This is a genomic window from Phascolarctobacterium faecium, from assembly GCF_003945365.1.
Taxonomy (GTDB): domain Bacteria; phylum Bacillota; class Negativicutes; order Acidaminococcales; family Acidaminococcaceae; genus Phascolarctobacterium; species Phascolarctobacterium faecium.
This window is the reverse complement of record NZ_AP019004.1, coordinates 2,382,195-2,401,573: the sequence shown is the minus strand read 5'-3', so window position 1 is coordinate 2,401,573 and position 19,379 is coordinate 2,382,195. Positions and strand designations below refer to the sequence as shown.

The 19,379-nt window shown below is 44.7% G+C and carries 17 protein-coding genes; 16 read left to right on the top strand and 1 reads right to left on the bottom strand.

What is annotated here, in order from left to right:
* The first annotated feature begins 89 nt into the window (after window positions 1-89).
* From PFJ30894_RS11545 to PFJ30894_RS11470, 16 genes are all read left to right on the top strand, one after another.
* The gene (locus PFJ30894_RS11545; RefSeq protein WP_125669877.1) at window positions 90-518 is read left to right on the top strand and encodes a MarR family winged helix-turn-helix transcriptional regulator; all 429 of its coding nucleotides are present in this window, start codon (window positions 90-92) and stop codon (window positions 516-518) included.
* 238 nt (window positions 519-756) lie between these two features.
* A complete protein-coding gene (locus tag PFJ30894_RS11540; protein WP_125669876.1) occupies window positions 757-1,113 on the top strand; it encodes a molecular chaperone Hsp90 in 357 nt (118 codons plus the stop codon).
* Window positions 1,114-1,314: 201 nt separating this feature from the next.
* Window positions 1,315-1,884: a chromate transporter gene (locus PFJ30894_RS11535; protein ID WP_197714948.1), complete on the top strand. Its 570-nt coding sequence runs from the start codon at window positions 1,315-1,317 to the stop codon at window positions 1,882-1,884.
* A 12-nt stretch (window positions 1,885-1,896) separates the two neighbouring features.
* On the top strand, window positions 1,897-2,463 hold the full coding sequence (locus PFJ30894_RS11530) for a chromate transporter (protein ID WP_125669875.1): 567 nt from the start codon (window positions 1,897-1,899) through the stop codon (window positions 2,461-2,463).
* 156 nt (window positions 2,464-2,619) lie between these two features.
* Window positions 2,620-5,895, top strand: coding sequence for a response regulator (locus tag PFJ30894_RS11525; RefSeq protein ID WP_167457075.1), 3,276 nt, complete (start codon window positions 2,620-2,622; stop codon window positions 5,893-5,895).
* A 188-nt stretch (window positions 5,896-6,083) separates the two neighbouring features.
* On the top strand, window positions 6,084-6,935 hold the full coding sequence (locus PFJ30894_RS11520) for a methylenetetrahydrofolate reductase (protein WP_125669873.1): 852 nt from the start codon (window positions 6,084-6,086) through the stop codon (window positions 6,933-6,935).
* A complete protein-coding gene (locus tag PFJ30894_RS11515) occupies window positions 6,932-7,561 on the top strand; it encodes a vitamin B12 dependent-methionine synthase activation domain-containing protein (RefSeq protein ID WP_021718981.1) in 630 nt (209 codons plus the stop codon). The genes PFJ30894_RS11520 and PFJ30894_RS11515 overlap by 4 nt, the downstream gene beginning before the upstream one ends.
* A 4-nt stretch (window positions 7,562-7,565) precedes the next feature.
* A complete protein-coding gene (locus tag PFJ30894_RS11510) occupies window positions 7,566-9,932 on the top strand; it encodes a homocysteine S-methyltransferase family protein (RefSeq protein WP_125669872.1) in 2,367 nt (788 codons plus the stop codon).
* 382 nt (window positions 9,933-10,314) lie between these two features.
* The gene (locus PFJ30894_RS11505; RefSeq protein WP_044492165.1) at window positions 10,315-11,469 is read left to right on the top strand and encodes an ABC transporter substrate-binding protein; all 1,155 of its coding nucleotides are present in this window, start codon (window positions 10,315-10,317) and stop codon (window positions 11,467-11,469) included.
* Window positions 11,470-11,590: 121 nt separating this feature from the next.
* Window positions 11,591-12,484 carry a branched-chain amino acid ABC transporter permease gene (locus tag PFJ30894_RS11500; RefSeq protein ID WP_044492164.1) on the top strand — a complete coding sequence of 298 codons (894 nt, stop codon included), beginning with the start codon at window positions 11,591-11,593 and terminating at the stop codon, window positions 12,482-12,484.
* Window positions 12,485-12,489: 5 nt separating this feature from the next.
* Window positions 12,490-13,554 carry a branched-chain amino acid ABC transporter permease gene (locus tag PFJ30894_RS11495; protein ID WP_021718977.1) on the top strand — a complete coding sequence of 355 codons (1,065 nt, stop codon included), beginning with the start codon at window positions 12,490-12,492 and terminating at the stop codon, window positions 13,552-13,554.
* Window positions 13,551-14,333, top strand: a complete 783-nt coding sequence (locus PFJ30894_RS11490; protein ID WP_021718976.1) for an ABC transporter ATP-binding protein — start codon at window positions 13,551-13,553, stop codon at window positions 14,331-14,333. The genes PFJ30894_RS11495 and PFJ30894_RS11490 overlap by 4 nt, the downstream gene beginning before the upstream one ends.
* Window positions 14,326-15,045 (top strand): ABC transporter ATP-binding protein, encoded by a 720-nt coding sequence (locus tag PFJ30894_RS11485; RefSeq protein WP_021718975.1) that lies wholly within the window; start codon window positions 14,326-14,328, stop codon window positions 15,043-15,045. The genes PFJ30894_RS11490 and PFJ30894_RS11485 overlap by 8 nt, the downstream gene beginning before the upstream one ends.
* Window positions 15,046-15,151: 106 nt before the next feature.
* Window positions 15,152-15,841 (top strand): TVP38/TMEM64 family protein, encoded by a 690-nt coding sequence (locus PFJ30894_RS11480; RefSeq protein ID WP_021718974.1) that lies wholly within the window; start codon window positions 15,152-15,154, stop codon window positions 15,839-15,841.
* A 6-nt stretch (window positions 15,842-15,847) separates the two neighbouring features.
* Window positions 15,848-16,105: a hypothetical protein gene (locus PFJ30894_RS11475; protein ID WP_046430891.1), complete on the top strand. Its 258-nt coding sequence runs from the start codon at window positions 15,848-15,850 to the stop codon at window positions 16,103-16,105.
* A gap of 12 nt (window positions 16,106-16,117) precedes the next feature.
* Complete coding sequence (locus tag PFJ30894_RS11470) at window positions 16,118-17,632, top strand: CYTH domain-containing protein (RefSeq protein WP_125669871.1); 1,515 nt, start codon at window positions 16,118-16,120, stop codon at window positions 17,630-17,632.
* Between the two features lie 38 nt (window positions 17,633-17,670).
* On the opposite strand, the gene PFJ30894_RS11465 is transcribed toward PFJ30894_RS11470, so the two are convergent.
* Complete coding sequence (locus tag PFJ30894_RS11465; protein WP_021718971.1) at window positions 17,671-19,017, bottom strand: hemolysin family protein; 1,347 nt, start codon at window positions 19,015-19,017, stop codon at window positions 17,671-17,673.
* Between the last annotated feature and the right edge of the window lie 362 nt (window positions 19,018-19,379).

Below are 19,379 nucleotides of genomic sequence, written 5' to 3'. Positions count from 1 at the left end.
TGAAGGACCGTTTATTTTTTTGCAGCGGCAGACATCAGCAAGAATAAAAAATATTTGACAATAGTTAGATGTCTAATTATAATTGAGATATGATGAAGCAGACAAAAACGATTTTTTTGATCAGTAAAATAAGAGAAAAGGCCAATAAATTCATTCTGGTAGATCTGGCGCAGCATGGTATTACCAAACTGGCTCCCTCACATGGAGATATTTTAGCGTGTCTGTATCAAAGGGAGCGAGTGACGATGAAAGAGATTTCAGACTCTATCCATCGGACGAAACCAACGGTGACGGTGCTCGTAAATAAGCTGGCAGAGCTGGGACTGGTGAAGAAATTTCAGGCAGCGGAGGATTCCCGGGTCATTTATGTGGAGCTGACTGAGCAGGGAAAAGCATTGCAAAAGCTTTTCGAAAAAGTTTCTGCTGATTTAGTTCAAAAAGTTTTTCAAAATATGGAACAGGAAGAAATGAAAAAGCTGGAAATATCTTTGCAAAAAATTCTGGATAATCTGGGGTAAAATTTTTTAGAAAAATAGTTAGAGCTCGAACTAATTTTAGCAGCTGATAAACAATGGATAACAATATTTTTATGATAGAGAAACATGAGATTTACGTGGGGAAAGGAGGCTGGCAGATGAAAGGTCTGCGGCAGTGTTGCGGAAATTCAAAGCAGGCTGCGGCTAGGTGTGCAAGCGGCTGGATCGAGTGATTACCAGGCCCTGAAAGGGGTAAATAAAAGAAAGCGAGTTGAGTTTTATGAAAAAAGAAGTATTGGATTATGTTATTGAAAAGACACATGAATTGATGAATGCTGCTTCCTGCAGCAGTGAAGCTAAGGCAGCGGCGCAGAGCTGGCTGGATGCGGTCGGTACAGAACGGGAAGCCGATGAAACCAAAAAATATATTGCCGAACTGGAAGCGGATATTATGCCGATCGACAATCTGATAGCTTTTGCAGGATCTGAGGCCGGAGCCGGATATTTTGGTGCCGAACTGGCCAAGAATATTACCGCACATGCTGAAGAAATAAAGCTTGCTGGGGCTGAATACTGCGATTGCCCTGCCTGTGCGGCTGTAGCAGAAATACTTGCCAGAAAAAAAGAATTGCTGTGAAGGTTTTTAGCAGGTTGATTGCGACTGCTTGCAACAGAATATTGCTGATAAAAGGAGTTTCATTTATTTGAAGCTCCTTTTATTTTTATAATTAAGTATTGATGCCGGATTTTTAATTTTAGTCAGGCTTCGGAAGCTGTACGGCAGATTAAAATTTTGTTATGATAATATCATCAGCCAAATTAGTGATGGAGGCATGAAGTGAATAATTCTGTGGTAATAGATAAAAAGTTTTACTGGGAACTGTTTAAATCTACGTTCCTGATCAGTGCTTTTACAGTGGGTGGTGGTTTTGTCATTATCCCGCTGCTGAAAGCCAAATATGTCGATCATTATAAATGGATGAGTGATAAGGAAGCGCTTGATCTTGTTTCAGTAGCGCAGTCGGCTCCTGGAGTGGTGGCCGTCAATGCCGCTATCATTATAGGTTATCGTCTGGCAGGGTATACCGGCGCTGCAGTTACTTTGCTGGCTATAGTGCTGCCGCCGCTGATCACACTGACGGTGATTTCGTATTTTTATGATGCTTTTGCCCATAATTATTATGTGCAGATTTTGCTGCGTGGTATGCAGTGCGGGGCTACAGCGCTGATACTTGACGTAGGCATAAATCTGCTGCAGAAAGAGCTGAAAAAGAAGCTGCTGCTGCCGTGTTTGATTATTTTCGGCACTTTTATCGCCAATTATTTTTTTCAGGTCAATATCATGTATCTTATTCTGATCGATGCCGTTATCGGTTATTTATGGCTGCAGGATGAAAAATACAGCTAAGGAGGTATGGAAGTGATATATATAAGTTTGTTCTGGAGTTTCTGTATGGTCGGCGCTTTTTGCGTTGGCGGAGGTTATGCTTCCATACCGCTGATCCAGACGCAGGTCATTGATGTCCATCATTGGATATCATTCAGTGAATTTATGGACGTTGTTGCTATTTCGCAGATGACACCGGGGCCAATAGGTATCAATGCCGCTACTTTCGTAGGGACAAAGGTGGCAGGTATTGGCGGCGCGGTAGCGGCGACGGCAGGTTTTGTTACGCCTTCGCTTATTATTATGATCGCATTGGCAAAGCTGCTGGCGAAATATGGAGATATGGGAGCGATCAGGGGTGTTTTGAACGGCCTGCGCCCCGCTGTAGTCGCATTGATAGCTTCTGCCGGTGTGATGTTTTTAACTCTGTCTTTGTGGAACGAAGAAAAATTGCCGGCTGTCTGGACTGATCCTGATCTGGTCAGCACGATCGTTTTGCTTGTTTCACTGGTCCTGATCAAGAAAAAAATCTGCGGCGTGATCCAAACACTGGTTGGTTCGGGGTTATTGAGTTTGGCGCTGCATTTTTTTATAAAATAATATGGTTGAAAAGTAATTAAAGGATTCCTGACTGTTTGCAGTCAGGAATTTTCTTTTAAAATAATATTTTAATGTTAAGAATTGTTTTTCTTGTTTTTTAATAATTCATTTAATATAATTAAAAAAATGACGGATAAGAATACGGGAGAGCTTAATATGATCAGTGCCGGGCAGAAAGTAAACAAGCTGATGCAGGACTTTTTTACTGCTTATTTTAATGAACGCGATTATAAAGCTGCCGCAGGCTTTCTGCGTGAAGATATCAGATGGATAGGTCTGGGGGCAGTCTGCAGTGCCAGAGATCGCAGTGAGGCTGTAAAATTTTTGCAGGCTGAAATTGCAGCTGCACCATATGCGGTTTTCTTTGAATATGAAAATGTTCAAAATACGATGCTGTCTGAAACGGCGGCAGTATTTCTTTGTGATCTGCTGCTCAAAAAAAATAAAGATGGGTATGACAGTGACATAAGCATACGTGTAATGGCAGCCTGCAATTGCTGTGATTCTGTATGGAAAATTGCGGCGCTGCATGTTTCACAGGCAAATATGGGACCGGAGACAGGTGATTTTTTCCCGGCAGCGTTCAGTATGGAAAAGGTTGCCGAGGTCGAAAGCAGCATTAACAGGCAAATGCTGGGTCTGCTTAACCGCAGTATACCAGGTGGTATTTTAGGCGGTTATGTTGCGCCAGGTTTTCCTTTGTATTATGTTAATGAAAGAATGCTTGCTTATCTTGGCTATACTTATGAGGAATTTGTAGCAGATACCAAAGGTCTGGTTATGAACGGCATCCATCCTGATGATTTAGAACGGGTGGAGCAGATTGCCAGCCGGGCGATGGATCAGGATAGTGAGTATGAAGTTAAGTATCGGATGAAAAAGAAAGACGGCAGTTATATCTGGGTCAGTGATGTTGGGAAAAAGGTTCTGGCTGTGAACGGAAATGCTGCCTGTATCAGTGTGATCAGGGATATTTCTGGTGAGATAGAAGCAAAACAAAAGCTTTTCGAGGAAAGCGTTGAGAACAGGCAGCAGAAGAATATCCTGCAGAATATTATCGATACTATGCCCAGCGGCCTGCTGCAATGCAGCTTTGACAGGATACCCAAAGCTTTGATGGTCAACAGGACCGGGGCTAATATTTTAGGGTTCGAGAATGAGCATGAGTTTTTTCTGCGGAGGGATGTGTGTGATAATATTCTTCGCTGTATCCATCCGGAAGATAGAACAAAGGTTTTAGAGGAACTTTTCAGTATTGCAGAGGAAGGGATCGTCAAGAATTCAAGCCACCGTATCAAAACTGCAGCAGGCGAGGAAAGATGGGTACGGTCTGCTGCCTGCGTTATTCAAAATCAGCAGGGGGAAAAAATCTATCAGATAATTTTCCATGATGTTACCGAAATCCTGCAGCTGCGCCGCAAAAACCAGCAGTGGGATCTGATGGAGCGCAGCGCGTTATATACGGCTATCACATCAGCTTATCCGATGATCATTTTCGGAAACCTTACACGGAATACCTGCAGTGTTTTAGATCAGGAGGGACAGAGCCTGCATTCGCTGGACTGCGGCAGCTATGATGCTATGGTCAATGGAGTGCTGGGTTCAGTAGCACCTGAGTATAGAGATGAGTTTACCAGTAAATTTGCCTGTCAGAACCAACTGGCAGAGTATGAACGAGGTGCTCACGAAACTTATATGGAGCACCGCCAGCTTTTGGATGATGGACAGTATCATTGGGTCTCGGCACATAAAATCAAGGTGGAAAATCCCGTTAATGATGATATTCTTACAGTTTCGCTGATTCGCTGCATTGACGAGCAAAAGGACAATGAGGCGGAAAAAAATCAGATTTTGCGTACTGCTTTAGGTGCGGCAGAGGCTGCAAACAATGCTAAAACGGAATTTTTATCGCGGATGAGCCATGAGATACGTACGCCGATGAATGCCATTATCGGTATGACAGCTATAGCATTGTCTGCATTGGATAATAAAGAGCGTATCAGCGATTGTCTGGCGAAGATCGGTATTTCGGCAAGGTTTTTACTGAGCCTGATCAACGATATTTTAGATATGTCGCGTATCGAAAGCGGACGAATGAGTTTGGCACATGAAAAATTTGATTTTGAAGAAATGATCAACGGTCTGAACTCTCTTTTTTATCCGCAGGCAGAAGAGAAGGGCTTGAAATTTAATACTGTTATCGAAGGGATGACAGAAGAGCTTTATATCGGTGATTCATTACGTTTGCGTCAGATTTTATTAAATATTTTATCTAATGCCTTAAAATTTACTCCGGAAGGCGGCAGAATCCAGTTTACGATCAGGCAGATGAGCCGGGGTGATAAGGATGCCTGGCTGAGATTTACCGTAAGCGATACAGGTATTGGCATGAGCAAGGTTTTTCAAAAGCATCTTTTTGAATCTTTTGAACAGGAAAATCCCAATATTTCTATCAAATACGGCGGTACTGGTCTGGGATTGGCTATTTGCAAGAATCTGGTAACGCTGATGGGCGGTTCGATAAATGTGCACAGTATCGAAGGTGTTGGCAGTGAGTTCTGCGTCGATGTAAAGTTAGGCCTAACGGAAGAAAGCTATCGACGTAAAAATCTTGATCTTCTAAAGTTCAGGGATTTGAAAACGCTGATAGTTGACGATGACATTGTGACTTGTGAACATGCCAGCCTGATTATGAGTGATTTGGGGGTACAGGCAGAATATGTGACTTCGGGGGCTTTGGCAGTACTGGAAATCGAAAAAGGCATCAGGGAAATGAAACCTTATGATATTGTGCTGGTAGATCTGAAAATGCCGGATATGGACGGAATTCAGACAACGAAAGCTATAAGACGGCTGGTTGGAGCTGAGACATTAGTAGTCGTTATGACAGCATATGAATGGAAGGAGATTGAAGCAGATGCAAGGCATGCAGGTGTGGACTTTTTTATCACCAAGCCGCTGTTCCGTTCCGAGCTGGTAGATTTGTTTGAAAAGATCAATGATTTCAGTGAAGCAGTATATGAGCCGGAAGCAGCAAAAGGAGAAGTACAGTTTGCTGGAGAACGGATTTTACTGGTAGAAGATAATGAGCTGAATCTGGAAGTTGCTGCAAGTCTGCTGGAAATGAAGGGACTGACGATAGAAAGTGCCTGCAACGGTCTGCAGGCACTAGAAAAATTCTGTTCAACTCCTGTTGGGTACTATGATGCTGTTTTGATGGATATCAGGATGCCTGTTATGGATGGGCTGGAAGCAGCACGTAATATCAGGCTGTTTGATAAAAGTGATGCGCAGACGATCCCGATTATTGCTATGACGGCTAATGCGTTTGACGAGGATGTGGAAAAATCACACGCAGCGGGTATGAACGCACATTTGGCAAAGCCGATTGACCCGGAAAAGCTGTTCGCAGTTTTGCAGGAATTTATTTAAGGTGATTGATAGTAAGCTGAATAAAAAGGTATGGGCATGCCCATACCTTTTTATTCTTGACCTGTTTTTGTAACATCTGTAGCGAAATAGTAAATGGTTAAACGTAAAGAATAAATAGTATTTGCGTTTATTAGCATTTTTGTTTAGAATTATTAGAAATGTGTATTAGGGGAAAGAGGTTGCTGCTGATGAAAATTATTGATTTATTAAAAAACGAAAAGGTGTGCATTTCCTGCGAGCTGTTTCCACCTAAAGCAGGTACAGAGCTGCAGAATGCTTTGAATATAGTAAGTGATATTGCCGAGGTGGGTCCGCATTTTATGAGTGTTACGTATGGGGCCGGCGGTACATCTGTGGGTCAGACGGTGGCTATTGCCCGGGCAATAGAAGCCAGCGGACGCCCAGCGCTGGCGCATCTGACCTGTATCGATGCTGATGAAGCCAAGATCGACGGTGTTTTGGTACAGATGCGGGCTGCTGGCGTCCAGAATGTTTTGGCTCTGCGCGGAGATGCGGTGAATGGCAATGACGGGGATTTTGCCCATGCCAGTGATTTGGTGGGGAAAATCAAAAAAGCCGGTGATTTTTGTGTCGGCGGGGCCTGTTATCCGGAAGGACATCCGGAAGCCGGCTCTCTGGATCGTGATATTGTCAATACCAGACGGAAAATCGACAGTGGCTGCGACTTTTTAGTGACGCAGATGGTGTTTGACAATAATATTATTTACAATTATATGTACAGACTGCTGCGGCATGGTATCGATGTGCCGGTCGTGGCGGGTATTATGCCGGTGACAAATGCCAAACAGATCAACCGGATCTGTGAATTGAGCGGGACCAAACTGCCTGCGAATTACCGCGCTATCGTCGAGAAATTTGCAGATGATCCCGAAGCGTTAAAACAGGCGGGTATTGCTTATGCTACGGGGCAGATTGTTGATTTGATCGCTAACGGACTGAAAAATATTCATGTTTATACGATGAACCGGCCGGAAATCATCGGCGGGATCATGAAAAATCTGTCGGAGATCGTAAAATGAAGTATGACAGAGCTGAAGCCGTGAGGTATATGGGCGCGAAAAAAGATGATAATGAGGCGGCGGTTTTGGCTGATCTGGCTTATTTGCAGCTGCGGAACGAAGTGCGGCCCAGAAGCTGCTGGCAGATTTTTGCGTGCCGTGTAGATGATGCAGGCGTGACCTTAGTAGATAATGGCATGCGTTTTGAAAGCAAAAATTTGGCAGGACATTTGCAGGGCTGTCAAAAAGCGGCGGTTTTGGCTGCTACTTTAGGCAGTAATGCCGATACTGTTTTGAGGCGTCTGGCATTGACTAACGTAGCACAGGCAGCAGCTGCTCAGGCTGTATGCGCGGCTCTGATCGAAAGTTATTGTGATGAAACCGAAGCCGAGATAGCGGCTGCAGCAGGGCTGCACTTGAAACCGCGTTTTTCACCGGGGTATGGCGACTGGCGGCTGGAGGATCAGCGTCAGCTGCTTATGCTGCTGGATTGTGCAAAACGAATCGGTCTGACTTTGACCGATGGTTATATGCTGACTCCTATAAAATCAGTGACGGCTGTGATAGGATTGACTGAAGATACCGTCTGCAATACCAGTAAATGTGCGGCGTGCGTTAATCGAGCGTGCGAATTTAGAAAGGAATGAAAGCATGGGTTTCAGGGATTTATTAGGTAAAGAATTATTATTTTTTGACGGCGCTACCGGGACGATGCTGCAGGCATTGGGGCTGCAGCCGGGAGAGCTGCCGGAGCTGTGGAATTTTACTCATGCGGCTGAAGTGCAGTCTGTACATGAAGCGTATTTGAATAACGGTTCGAATATCATAAAAAGCAATACCTTCGGGGCGAACCGTCTTAAATTTAAAGGGATGGATATCACCGTTGATGAAGTTGTGGGGGCTGCTTTAAAAATAGGCAAAGCTGCCTGTGCCGGACGTACAAAAGCGTTTGTGGCACTGAATCTCGGCCCTACCGGAAAATTACTGGCGCCTTATGGTGATCTTCCGTTTGAGGAAGCTGTGGATATTTATGGTGAAATGGTACGCAGCGGTGCCAGACACGGAGCTGATCTGATCCTGATCGAGACGATGAGCGATACTTATGAGATCAAAGCCGCGCTTTTGGCGGCAAAAGAAAACTGTGATCTGCCGGTGATCGTTACGTTGACGTTTGATGAAGATGGTAAGCTGTTGACCGGTGCTGACGTTTTGAGCGCGGTAGCAATGGTGGAGGGGCTGGGGGCAGATGCTGTAGGGTTTAACTGCGGCTTGGGACCGAAACAAATGCGCAGGCTGCTGCCGCAGCTAATAGAAGCATGCTCGCTGCCGATCGTTTTGAATCCTAATGCCGGGCTGCCCGTACAGCGTGACGGTAAAACTGTTTTTGACGTTGCCGCAGATGAATTTGCAGCGATGATGCAGGAAATGATACCACTGGGTATTTCTGTCGCCGGAGGCTGCTGCGGTACTACTCCGGAACATATTAAAGCTCTGATCGAAAAGTGCTATGGTATGCAGCCGGGAGGACGCCGCAGCTGTGATCTGACTGTGGTTTCTTCTTATGGCAAAGCTGTCGTTATCGGCGGGGAGCCTGTGATCATAGGCGAGCGCATCAATCCTACAGGTAAGCCGCGTTTAAAACAGGCTATTTTAGACGCAGATCTGGATTATATTTGCCGGCTGGGGTTGGAGCAGCTTGAAAATGACGCCCATATCCTGGATGTCAATGTAGGTGTGCCGGGTATCAACGAAGCTGCCGCTGCAGAGAAAACAGTTCTGGCTTTGCAGGCCGTCACTTCGGCACCGCTGCAGATCGATACTTCAGATTATGAGACTATGGAGCGGGCTCTGCGTTTATATAATGGCAAACCGCTGTTAAATTCTGTCAGCGGTAAAGATGAATCGCTGGCAAAGGTACTGCCGCTGGTAAAAAAATACGGGGCTGTTGTGGTTGGCCTGGCGTTAGATGATGACGGCATTCCTGCAACAGCTGCAGGCAGGTTGGCCGTTGCGGAGAAAATAATCGCACGCGCCGCTGAATGCGGTATCGAAAAACGTAACATTATTATTGATCCGCTGGCGCTGACGATAAGTACGGGACCTGACAACGCTGCTGTTGACTTGGAAGTGATCCGTAAATTGACAGAGCAGAAAATCAAAACGATTATGGGCGTTTCTAATATTTCTTTCGGACTGCCGTCACGTGATGCTGTCAACAGTACATTTTTCACTCTGGCAATGGAGGCGGGGCTTTCCTGCGCTATTATCAATCCGCAGAGTAAAGCGATGCTGGATGCTTACTATGCGTATAGAGCTTTAAAAGGATTGGACGGAGGCTGCAAGGCATATGTGAAGCGTTTTGCTGATTACGTAAATAAAGTTCCGACAGCTGCTGTCAGTGAATATACGCTGCACGATGCGATCGTTAAAGGTTTACAGGAACAGAGCCGTCTGGCTGTGACCCGGTTGCTGGAAACAGAAAAACCACTGGATATTATCAATACTCAGATGATACCGGCTTTAGATTTTGTTGGAAATGGTTTTGAGAAAAAAAATCTGTTTCTGCCGCAGCTTTTGATGAGCGCCGATGCCGCGAAGGCAGCTTTTGAGGTGATCCGCGACAGGATGGCTGACGGTGGCGCTGTGGAAAAAGGTACTGCTGTTGTTATTGCTACGGTTAAGGGTGACATCCATGATATCGGTAAAAATATAGTTAAGGTACTGCTGGAAAATTATGGTTATAACGTTATCGACCTTGGTAAGGATGTAGCTGTAGAAGCAATAGTGAAAGCTGTATTGGAGCGCAAGGCTCATGTTGTAGGACTGTCAGCTTTGATGACGACTACAGTAGGTGCAATGGCAGCTACGATCAAGGCTTTGCGTGATGTCTGCAACTGCCGTATAGTTGTGGGCGGTGCTGTTTTGACACAGGACTATGCTGACAGTATCGGCGCCGATCACTACGCGCCTAACGCTGTCAGTGCTGTTGGTTATGTCAACGAAGTTGTAGAAAAATGATTTGCTGACAGGCCTTTGCAGCGGGGGACAGCTGCAAGAACGGCTGTTAAGGGCAGATATACAAAAAAAATATGCAAAGTATATTGTATACAAAAACGCGCGGCGAGAAAATCTCTGATGTCACTGTACACGAGAGGTGGACTTGTCGTGTTTTTGTTTTCGGGAAAGTTCTTTTTGTGAGGACAAAACAGTGAAAAAGCAACGCTTTACAGCAACATTATTCTTACAAAAATGTTAAAATACGAAAAATGCTGTTTGAAAACTGTAAAGAAATTGTGAAGAAATAGTAATATTGTCACATCCGTGCTTTGATGTTATAATCATTTACAGTTAAGGGGAAAAAGCTGTGCAAACAGTAAAGAAGGGACAGATTACATTGAAAATGAAAAAAATATTATCAGCGCTGTTGGCTTCAGCAGTAGCAATGAGCTTAGTAGCAGGCTGCGGCGGCGAGAAAAAGGAAGATGCTAAAGCATCCGACGTGATCAAAGTCGGTGTTTTCCTGCCATTGACCGGTGATAATGCTGCCGGAGGCGAACTGGAACTCCGCGGTATCAAGCTTGCCAACAAACTGCATCCTGAAGTTTTAGGCAAAAAGATCGAGCTTGTTGTAGCTGATAACAAATCTGATAAAGCTGAAGCTGCTTCTGTTGCAGCCCGCCTTATCGAAAAAGATAAAGTAAGCGTTATCGTAGGTTCTTATGGTTCTTCGCTGTCTATGGCGGCAGGTAATATCGTAAAAGACAGTAAAGTTCCGGCTGTTGGTACCAGCTGTACTAATCCGCAGGTAACTGCTAATAATGACTATTATTTCCGTGCCTGCTTTATTGATCCGTTCCAGGGTACCGTTATGGCTAACTATGCATTTAAACAAGGTGCTAAAAAAGTTGCTATCGTGCAGGAAGTTTCCAATGACTATGCAGTTGGTCTGGCAAAATTCTTCAAAGAAGCTTTCATAAAATTGACCGGTGATGAAAACAGCATTGTTGAGATCGCAAACTATCAAACAGGCGATAAAGATTTCAGTGCTATTCTTACCAATATCAAAGCTAAAAATCCTGATGCGATTTTCGCACCCGGTAACTTTACCGAATCTGCACTGCTTGTAAAACAAGCCCGTCAGCTTGGCATCGAAGCTCCCTTTATGGGCGGCGATACCTGGGAAACTCAGGAATTCATCGATGTTGGCGGCAAAGATGTTGAAGGCGTAGCTCTTTCTACTGCGTTTGACCGTGAAAAAGCAACTACTCCGGAAGCTAAAAAATTCCTGGATGAATACGTAAAAGAGTATAAAGGCGAGCCTTCCGCATTGACTGCAATGGCTTATGATGCTTATCTGATCGCTATCGACGGCATCAAACGCGCAGGTTCTACTGATACCGTTAAGATTCGTGACGCTATCGCAGCAACTAAAGATCTGGAATGTGTAACCGGTATGACTACTCTTGATAAAAACGGCGATCCTATTAAAGGCGCTGTGATCAAAACTGTTAAAGACGGCAAATTTACATTCCTGGATTTTGTAGAAGCTAAATAATTCATTGGTTCTTTCATAACCCTTTTGCTTTATGTTAGTGCTCCCTTCTCCTTAAGGGAAGGGAGCAATTCTTTTGTGTCATGAGGTGTTTTTCATGGAATTTTTCCAAGCGATTGCGAATATGTCCGGTGACAGTCTTGCGCAGCATTTGGCTAACGGCATATCTCTCGGCAGTCTTTATGCCCTGATCGCCATCGGTTATACGATGGTCTATGGCATTTTATTGATGATAAACTTTGCACACGGCGATATCGTTATGATGGCATGTTATTTTGCCTTTTTCGGTATTACCGTTTTTCACATTCCCTGGTATATTACTTTTGTCGGAGTCATTATTGCTACGGCAATTTTAGGTGTAGTGATTGAACGGACGGCTTATCGTCCGTTGCGTGACGCACCGAAAAATTCTGTTCTTATTTCTGCTATCGGCGCTTCATTTTTATTGGAAAACCTGGCTAATTACTTATTCAGCGGCCGTCCGATGCGTTTTCCTAATATTGAACTTTTATCGCAGAATATTTCTATCGGCGGGATTCAGATCCAGGCGATCTGTCTGGTCATTCCCGTTATTACAATAATCAGCCTTGTTGTGCTGCTGCACATCGTCAATCATACTAAAACAGGTATGGCTATGCGTGCAGTTTCCAAAGACTATGAGATCGCGCGCGTTATGGGCGTCGATATTGATAAAATAATTTCGATCACATTTATTATCGGGTCCTCTTTGGCCGCTATCGGCGCTATTATGTGGGGTATCCGCTATCCTGGCATTACCCCGATGATGGGGGTTATGCCGGGTTTGAAATGCTTTATTGCGGCGGTTATCGGCGGTATCGGCAATATCAAGGGTGCAGTGCTGGGCGGCTTTATACTCGGCCTGGGAGAGATCCTGATCGTTGCTTTTTTTCCGCAGCTTTCCGGTTACCGAGATGCCTTTGCTTTTATCGTGCTTATTGTGATTCTGTTTTATAAACCTACCGGCCTTTTGGGCGAAAAAACGACTGAGAAGGTGTGACGAAGATGAAAAAGAAAGATGTTTTCCTTACTTTGATCGCTATTGCCGCACTCTTTGGCGTTGCCTGCTTCGTCCAGACCGAGATGGATTCTTATATCCGCAGGATCGTCAATCTGTGTCTGGTTTATGCAATTATCGGCTTATCCATGAATCTGACGAATGGGTTTGTTGGTCAGTTTTCGCTGGGGCAGGCTGGTTTTATGGCTATAGGCGCTTATGTTGTAGGCATTTTTACCGTGCCTGTAGAGCTGCGGCCTAATGTTTTTTATGCGGCACCGATGAACCCGCTGATCGCTGATATTCAAATGCCCTTGTGGCTGGCCTTGATTGCCGGTGGACTTTTAGCCGCTTTAGTGGCTTTTCTGATCGGTACGCCGGTATTGCGTCTGCGCGGGGATTATCTTGCTGTGGCGACGCTGGGCTTTTCCGAAATTATCCGTATCTGGATAACTAATGCGCAGAGCATCACTAACGGGGCTTTGGGTATCAAAGATATACCGCCTCTTAATGATGTGCGTTATATTTTTCTGGCGACGGCAGTGACTTTTATTTTTATAGCACTTCTGATCAATTCTTCTTATGGCCGTGCGTTTAAAGCGATCCGCGAAGATGAGATCGCGGCTGAAGCGATGGGAGTAAGCCTGTTCTGGCACAAAAATCTGGCATTTATGATCAGTGCTTTTTTTGCCGGCGTGGGCGGCGGCTTGTATGGTGCGCTGCTGGGAACTGTTGATCCGAAGAATTTCCTTTTTACATTGACCTATAATTTTTTGCTGATTATCGTTTTAGGCGGTATGGGAAGTATTACCGGCAGTATGCTGGGTGCTGTCATCGTTACGGCCGGGCTGGAGTTCCTGCGTGTATTTGACGAACCCCTGATGCTTTTTGGTATGGATATTCCGCTTTTCCGTCCTGGTTTCAGGATGGTGATTTTCTCGGCGCTGCTGATGGCCTGCGTGCTTTTCTGGCGGCACGGGATCATGGGGACCAGCGAGCTGACCTGGAAAAATATCCGTGCCTTCTGTAAAAATCCATTCAGCTTCTTTGGGCGGAAGGGAGCAGAAAGATGATTTTAAAAACTGATAATATCACAATGCAGTTTGGCGGTGTGACAGCTGTAAATCTGCTTAATATTGAGATCAATGAACACGAGATTGTTGCACTGATCGGTCCTAACGGTGCAGGTAAAACGACGGCTTTCAATATGATTACCGGGGTCTATACTCCAACCAGCGGCGACGTGATCTATACAGACGCGCAGGGTGAAGAACAGAAAATAACCGGTAAAAGACCCAGCGAAATCGCCAAAATGGGCGTAGCACGTACTTTTCAAAATATCCGTCTGTTCAAAAATCTTTCGGTATATGAAAATGTTATGATTGCCAAGCATCTGCACCTGAAATCCGATTTTATGTCGGCGGCTCTGCACCTGCCCTGGTATAATAAAGAGCAGCGTGAGATGGAAGCTTCGGTCGAAGCCCTGCTGAGGAAAGTTGATCTATGGGAGCTGCGCGATGAAAAGGCGTCCAGTCTGCCGTACGGGCAGCAGCGTCGTTTGGAGATCGTGCGTGCGTTGGCAACTGGCCCGCGTCTGTTGCTTTTAGACGAGCCGGCAGCGGGTATGAATCCTAAAGAAACTGATGAACTGACGGAGTTTATCCGCCAGATCCGTGACGAGTATGATCTGACGGTGTTTATGATCGAGCATCATATGGATCTGGTTATGGAAATATCTGACCGTATCTATGTTTTGGATTTTGGTATGACTATTGCTGAAGGCACACCGGAGCTGATCCAAAATAACAAGCGCGTTATTGACGCTTATCTGGGGGTGGATGAAGATGCTTAAAGTGCAGGATTTATTTGTAGCTTATGGAGGCATCGAAGCGCTCAAAGGTATTTCCCTGGAAGTGCCGGAAGGTAAGATCGTTACGCTGATAGGCGCTAACGGGGCCGGTAAAAGCACCTTGTTGCGGACCATTGTTGGGCTGGTAAAGCCTAAAAGTGGTACTATCAGCTATAATGAACAGAATATTACCGGGCTTAATTCACAGAAAATCGTTAAAACAGGTATTACTTTAGTTCCGGAAGGACGAAGGGTTTTCCCGAATCTGACGGTCCTGGAAAATTTACAGATCGGCGCGTATATGCGCAATGATAAAGAAGAAATAGCCAAAGACATCAAATGGGTATATGAATTGTTCCCGCGTCTGGAGGAACGCAGCTGGCAGATGGCCGGCACTCTATCCGGCGGTGAGCAGCAGATGCTGGCTGTAGGCAGGGCACTGCTGTCGCGGCCTCAGCTGATGATGATGGACGAGCCGTCTTTAGGACTGGCGCCGCTCATCATTAAAGATATTTTTAATATCATTCAGGAGATCAACAGCAGAGGTATGACGATCCTTTTGATCGAACAGAATGCTAATATGGCGCTGAAGGTGGCTCATCAGGCTTATGTACTGGAGACTGGCAAAATAACTATGAGCGGGACCGGTCAGGAGCTTTTGGAAAACCCTGATATCAAAGCCGCTTACCTTGGCAAAAAAAGAAATCAGAAATAAATGCAGCAGCCGGCAGTATTTGCCGGCTGTTTTTGTATTTTCCAGCATTTCCTTGCGAAAATAGTCAGAACAGGCTATCATATAAAAAGAGAATGGTGGTAAATAAATGATAGAAAATTTTTTGAACAGTTGCAGGCGTCATCGCGAAATGCTGCGTTTTTCTGTTTTGGCGATATTTATTATCTGGGTTGTCTGGCAGCTGCATAGTTCGCCTTATATCCTGCATCCTTCCTCAGTCGAAGATGTGCGCCGTTGGGTAGCGTCGTACGGCAGTCTGGGGCCGTTAGTTTATATAGCTTTATATACTGTGCGGCCGGTACTGTTTTTTCCAAGTATTTTTTTAAATCTCAGCGCCAGTATTTTATTTGGACCAATGCTGGGTATCGTATATTTGCTGTGCGGTGGTCTGAGCAGTGCTGTTTTATGTTATGCGCTGGGAAGTCTTGGCGGCGGCAGGAGGCTGCTAGATCGTTATGGCGGCTCGTGGGGTGAAAGGCTGACTAATTACTTAAGCGGCAGCGGCGGATTTGTTAAGATGCTGTGGCTGCGCACAGTACCTATTTTTCCGTATGATCCGGTAAGCATTATTGCCGGCTGCTGTAAGATGAACCTGCAGCTGTATGCTGCTGCAACTGTACTGGGAATGCTTCCGGGAGCGATTGCATATAATTTACTGGCTGATTCTATTTTAGGCGGCCGAGGATTGTATGTGTCTGTAGCTGTAGTTATTATAGCTTTTGGCCTGCCTCTGGCGTGGTGGGCTTTGGGCGGTGAACATAAAAAATTAAAGGAGTAGATACTGATGAAGGTTTACGTTTGGCGTCATAACAAAACTTATCACAGCCACAGTATGATCAATGAGCCCTGTGTGCAAAACCATTTTTATCTGGATGCACTGGCAATCGTAGCTGCAGAAAGTCTGGAAGAAGCCTTGTCAAAGCTGGCGGAACAGAATGCCGGTTGGCGGATCGAAGACCTGCGTGCGCTTACTCCCAGGGTATATGATTTAGATGTTCCCCAGGTTATTTTTACAGATGTCCGCGGTTCAATAGCGGAATAGGAAGGCGATAACATGGATAAAACAGTGGAAATGGAAATGAAACTGACGATTGCCCGTAGGGATCTGAAAAAACTGCTGGCATCTGAGCTTATTACTGCTACAATGATTAAGGGAAGTTTGGCAAAACAGGAGCTGCTGACAACGTATTACGATACTGCGTCATACAAATTGACCGAATCTGGAATGGCATATCGCATCAGGCGTAACGGCAAAAAATATGAGGCTACAGTAAAAACAGAGCAAGCGTCTGGGGGAGGACTTTCGGCTCGACGTGAGTTTAACATGCCTTTGAAAAAAGATAGTCCGACAGTGAGTGGTTTCACAGAATTAGGATTGGAGACTGATCTGGAAGAATTGCTGGCAGGAGAAGAATTGCAGAAGCTTTTTACCGTAGAAGTGAAAAGGGAGATCAGGCTGCTGCAGGTAACTCCTGAGACTGTTTTGGAAATGGCGATTGACCAGGGCAAGATCAATGCCGGAAAACAAAAAGAAAAAATCGATGAAGTTGAGCTGGAAATCAAAGCTGGAACGAAAGCGGATTTATTAGATTTCACGGCTCAAATAGCTGCTAAAATACCGATTTTTATTGAACCGCGCAGCAAATTTGCCCGTGGCCTGCATTTGCTTGGTAATGGCGAAGAACATGAAATACCAAAGGGACGCTTGAAAATCGACCGTGGCGGTATGGTGCAGGATGAGCTCAGCAAATTGCTGGAGTATTATGGTGATCGGATCTTGAAGCTGCAAAACAGACTGATAACGGATAAAAATGTGCTGGTGCAGGCCGATAAGCTGCTGCTGCCGCAGTTCAAGCATTTGCAGGCTTTACTGGCGCTTATCAAGCCGTTATTGGCTGAAGGGGAGTATGATAAAATACGTAAATTACTGGCGGAACCTGCTGGTACACTGGATGTACTGTTTCGTTATAAACGGCTGCTGATGCAGTGGCAGCTGCTGCATGGAACGGCGGGCAGCACTATTTTGCAGCGCCCGCAGCTGGCAGAAAAGTTGACGGAAGAAATAGAAAATATTCTTGCGGAAGTAGCAAAACAGCTGGAACAGGGAGTGTACAGTCACTGTATTTTTAAACTGCTGGCGTGGACTGAACAATCATTATGGCAGAACAGTTATTATGTGGAAGTTGAACAGCTGGCAGGCTGTCGTGTAGAAGACTGGTATAATATGCTGAAAGAACTTGATATTAAAGGGGAAAAAATAGACGAAGCGCAGGCTAAAAGTATTTTACGCGTCTGTGAAGCTATTTATTATGCCCGCCGCAGTCTTAAAATTGACAGGCTCAGTAAAACTGCCTGGAAAGATATCAAAGAACTGTACCAGCGGATCCAGGTACTGGTTTATGATGTTTACAGCAGCAAATGCCTGCTGAACTGTATTAAGGGGAATAACAGCCGTGCGCTTTATCGCGACAGCGGACTTTTGATAGGCTGGCGTCTGCAATCTATGCAGTCTGCCAATACTAAAGCCTTAAAAGCATATGGTAGGGCAGTAGAAGCTTTAAAGAAATAATGGCAATAAAAAACACCGCGAATAATTCGCGGTGTTTTTTATTTATTGAGCTGTTCTTCAAGCATGCCCTGATGGATACTTCCGGGCTCCTGAAGTAATTTAACTTTCAGGCGGGTAATGCGGATATTATCCAGTTCTTCGACCAGGAATTCCGCTTTGGGCAGTTTTACAGACTGTCCCAGCTGCGGAGGGTAATCAAGCTGGGAATAAACCCAGCCGCCGATTGTGTCGCAGGAGTTAGAACTTAATTCAAGGCCGAAAAGGTCATTGACATCTTCAAGCAGCATTTTACCATCAATAGAGTAGGTTTTATCGCTTTCTTCTTCAACTTCAGGACGTTCCTCGTCAAATTCATCCTGAATTTCACCGACGATTTCTTCTAAAATATCTTCGATGGTTACCATACCGGCAGTACCGCCGTACTCGTCGATTAAGATTGCCAGTTGTTTGCGCTGTTTCTGCAGCAGACGCAGAAGTTTACTGATCGGCATTGATTCTGGTACTACCAGAACTTCACGGGCTAAAGTGCGTAAGTCAGGCTTTTGGCCTGCGTTTAAAGCACGCAGCAGGTCTTTGATATGCAGAAAACCGATAATATGATCTTTGTCTTCTTCACAGATCGGATAGCGGGTCATGCGTTCACTGAGAGCGACTTCGATGTTTTCTGTAAAGGAATCCTTAAGATACAGGCAGATCATATCCGTACGCGGGACCATGATCTCACTGGCATGACGTTCAGAAAAATCAAAGACATTATCAAGATAGGTCAGTTCGGTTTTATCGATATAACCATATTTATAGCTTTCTTCCATTAAAATACGAATCTCTTCTTCGTTGTGTGCTTCTTCTGCTTCGCTGGCAGCATGGATACCCATGCGCCTAAGGGTCCAGTTGGCGACATGGTTTAAAAACCAGACTGCCGGATACATCAGCTTATTGAATACGATCAGGGGCCAGGCTATAAACAGCACTACTTTTTCTGTTTTCTGGATAGATAAAGATTTTGGTACAAGCTCGCCAAGAACGATGTGCAGTGCGGTAATGACAGAGAAGCCTACAACGAAGGCGATCGTATGTTCAAGCTGCGCCGGGATATTGAATAAATGAAAAAGCGGTGTCAGCATTTTAGCTACGGCGGGTTCACCGATCCAGCCAAGACCTAAAGAAGCAAGCGTAATACCAAGCTGGGTTACAGATAAATAGGCATCAAGATGCTCTGTGACCTGTCGGGCATAGACTGCCTGCCGGTTACCTTCTTTTATTAAAGTATCAAGGCGCGAAGGTCGCACTTTAACTATAGAAAATTCTGATGCAACGAAAAAGCCGTTGAGAGCAACTAAAAACAGGATGATAATAACATTTAAAAGTATACTAAAATATTCCAAAGAATCTGTTTCCGTCAGGAAACATGTTCACCTCCATTACTGCTTAAAGCAGTATATTATATAAAAATAATTTTATCATATATCAATGTTATAAACAAAGTTTCATTTTTGTATAAATTAGTTGTTAACAAGCCATTTTCGCAGGTAAGAGGCTAATTACTTCCTGCGAAGAATGTATGGTAGTCTAAACGCTGTATATCGCAGTTTTTCAAAAATACTGGCTGGTTTAAAAGGTTTTTTACAACTAGAGAGCTGTTAATTGTAAAAAATAACTATATTTCATCTGATATATTTAACTTGAAAAATTTATAATGTTGCTTGGGCACAGGAAATCTTTAAATTATTAAGTCTATAATATTACG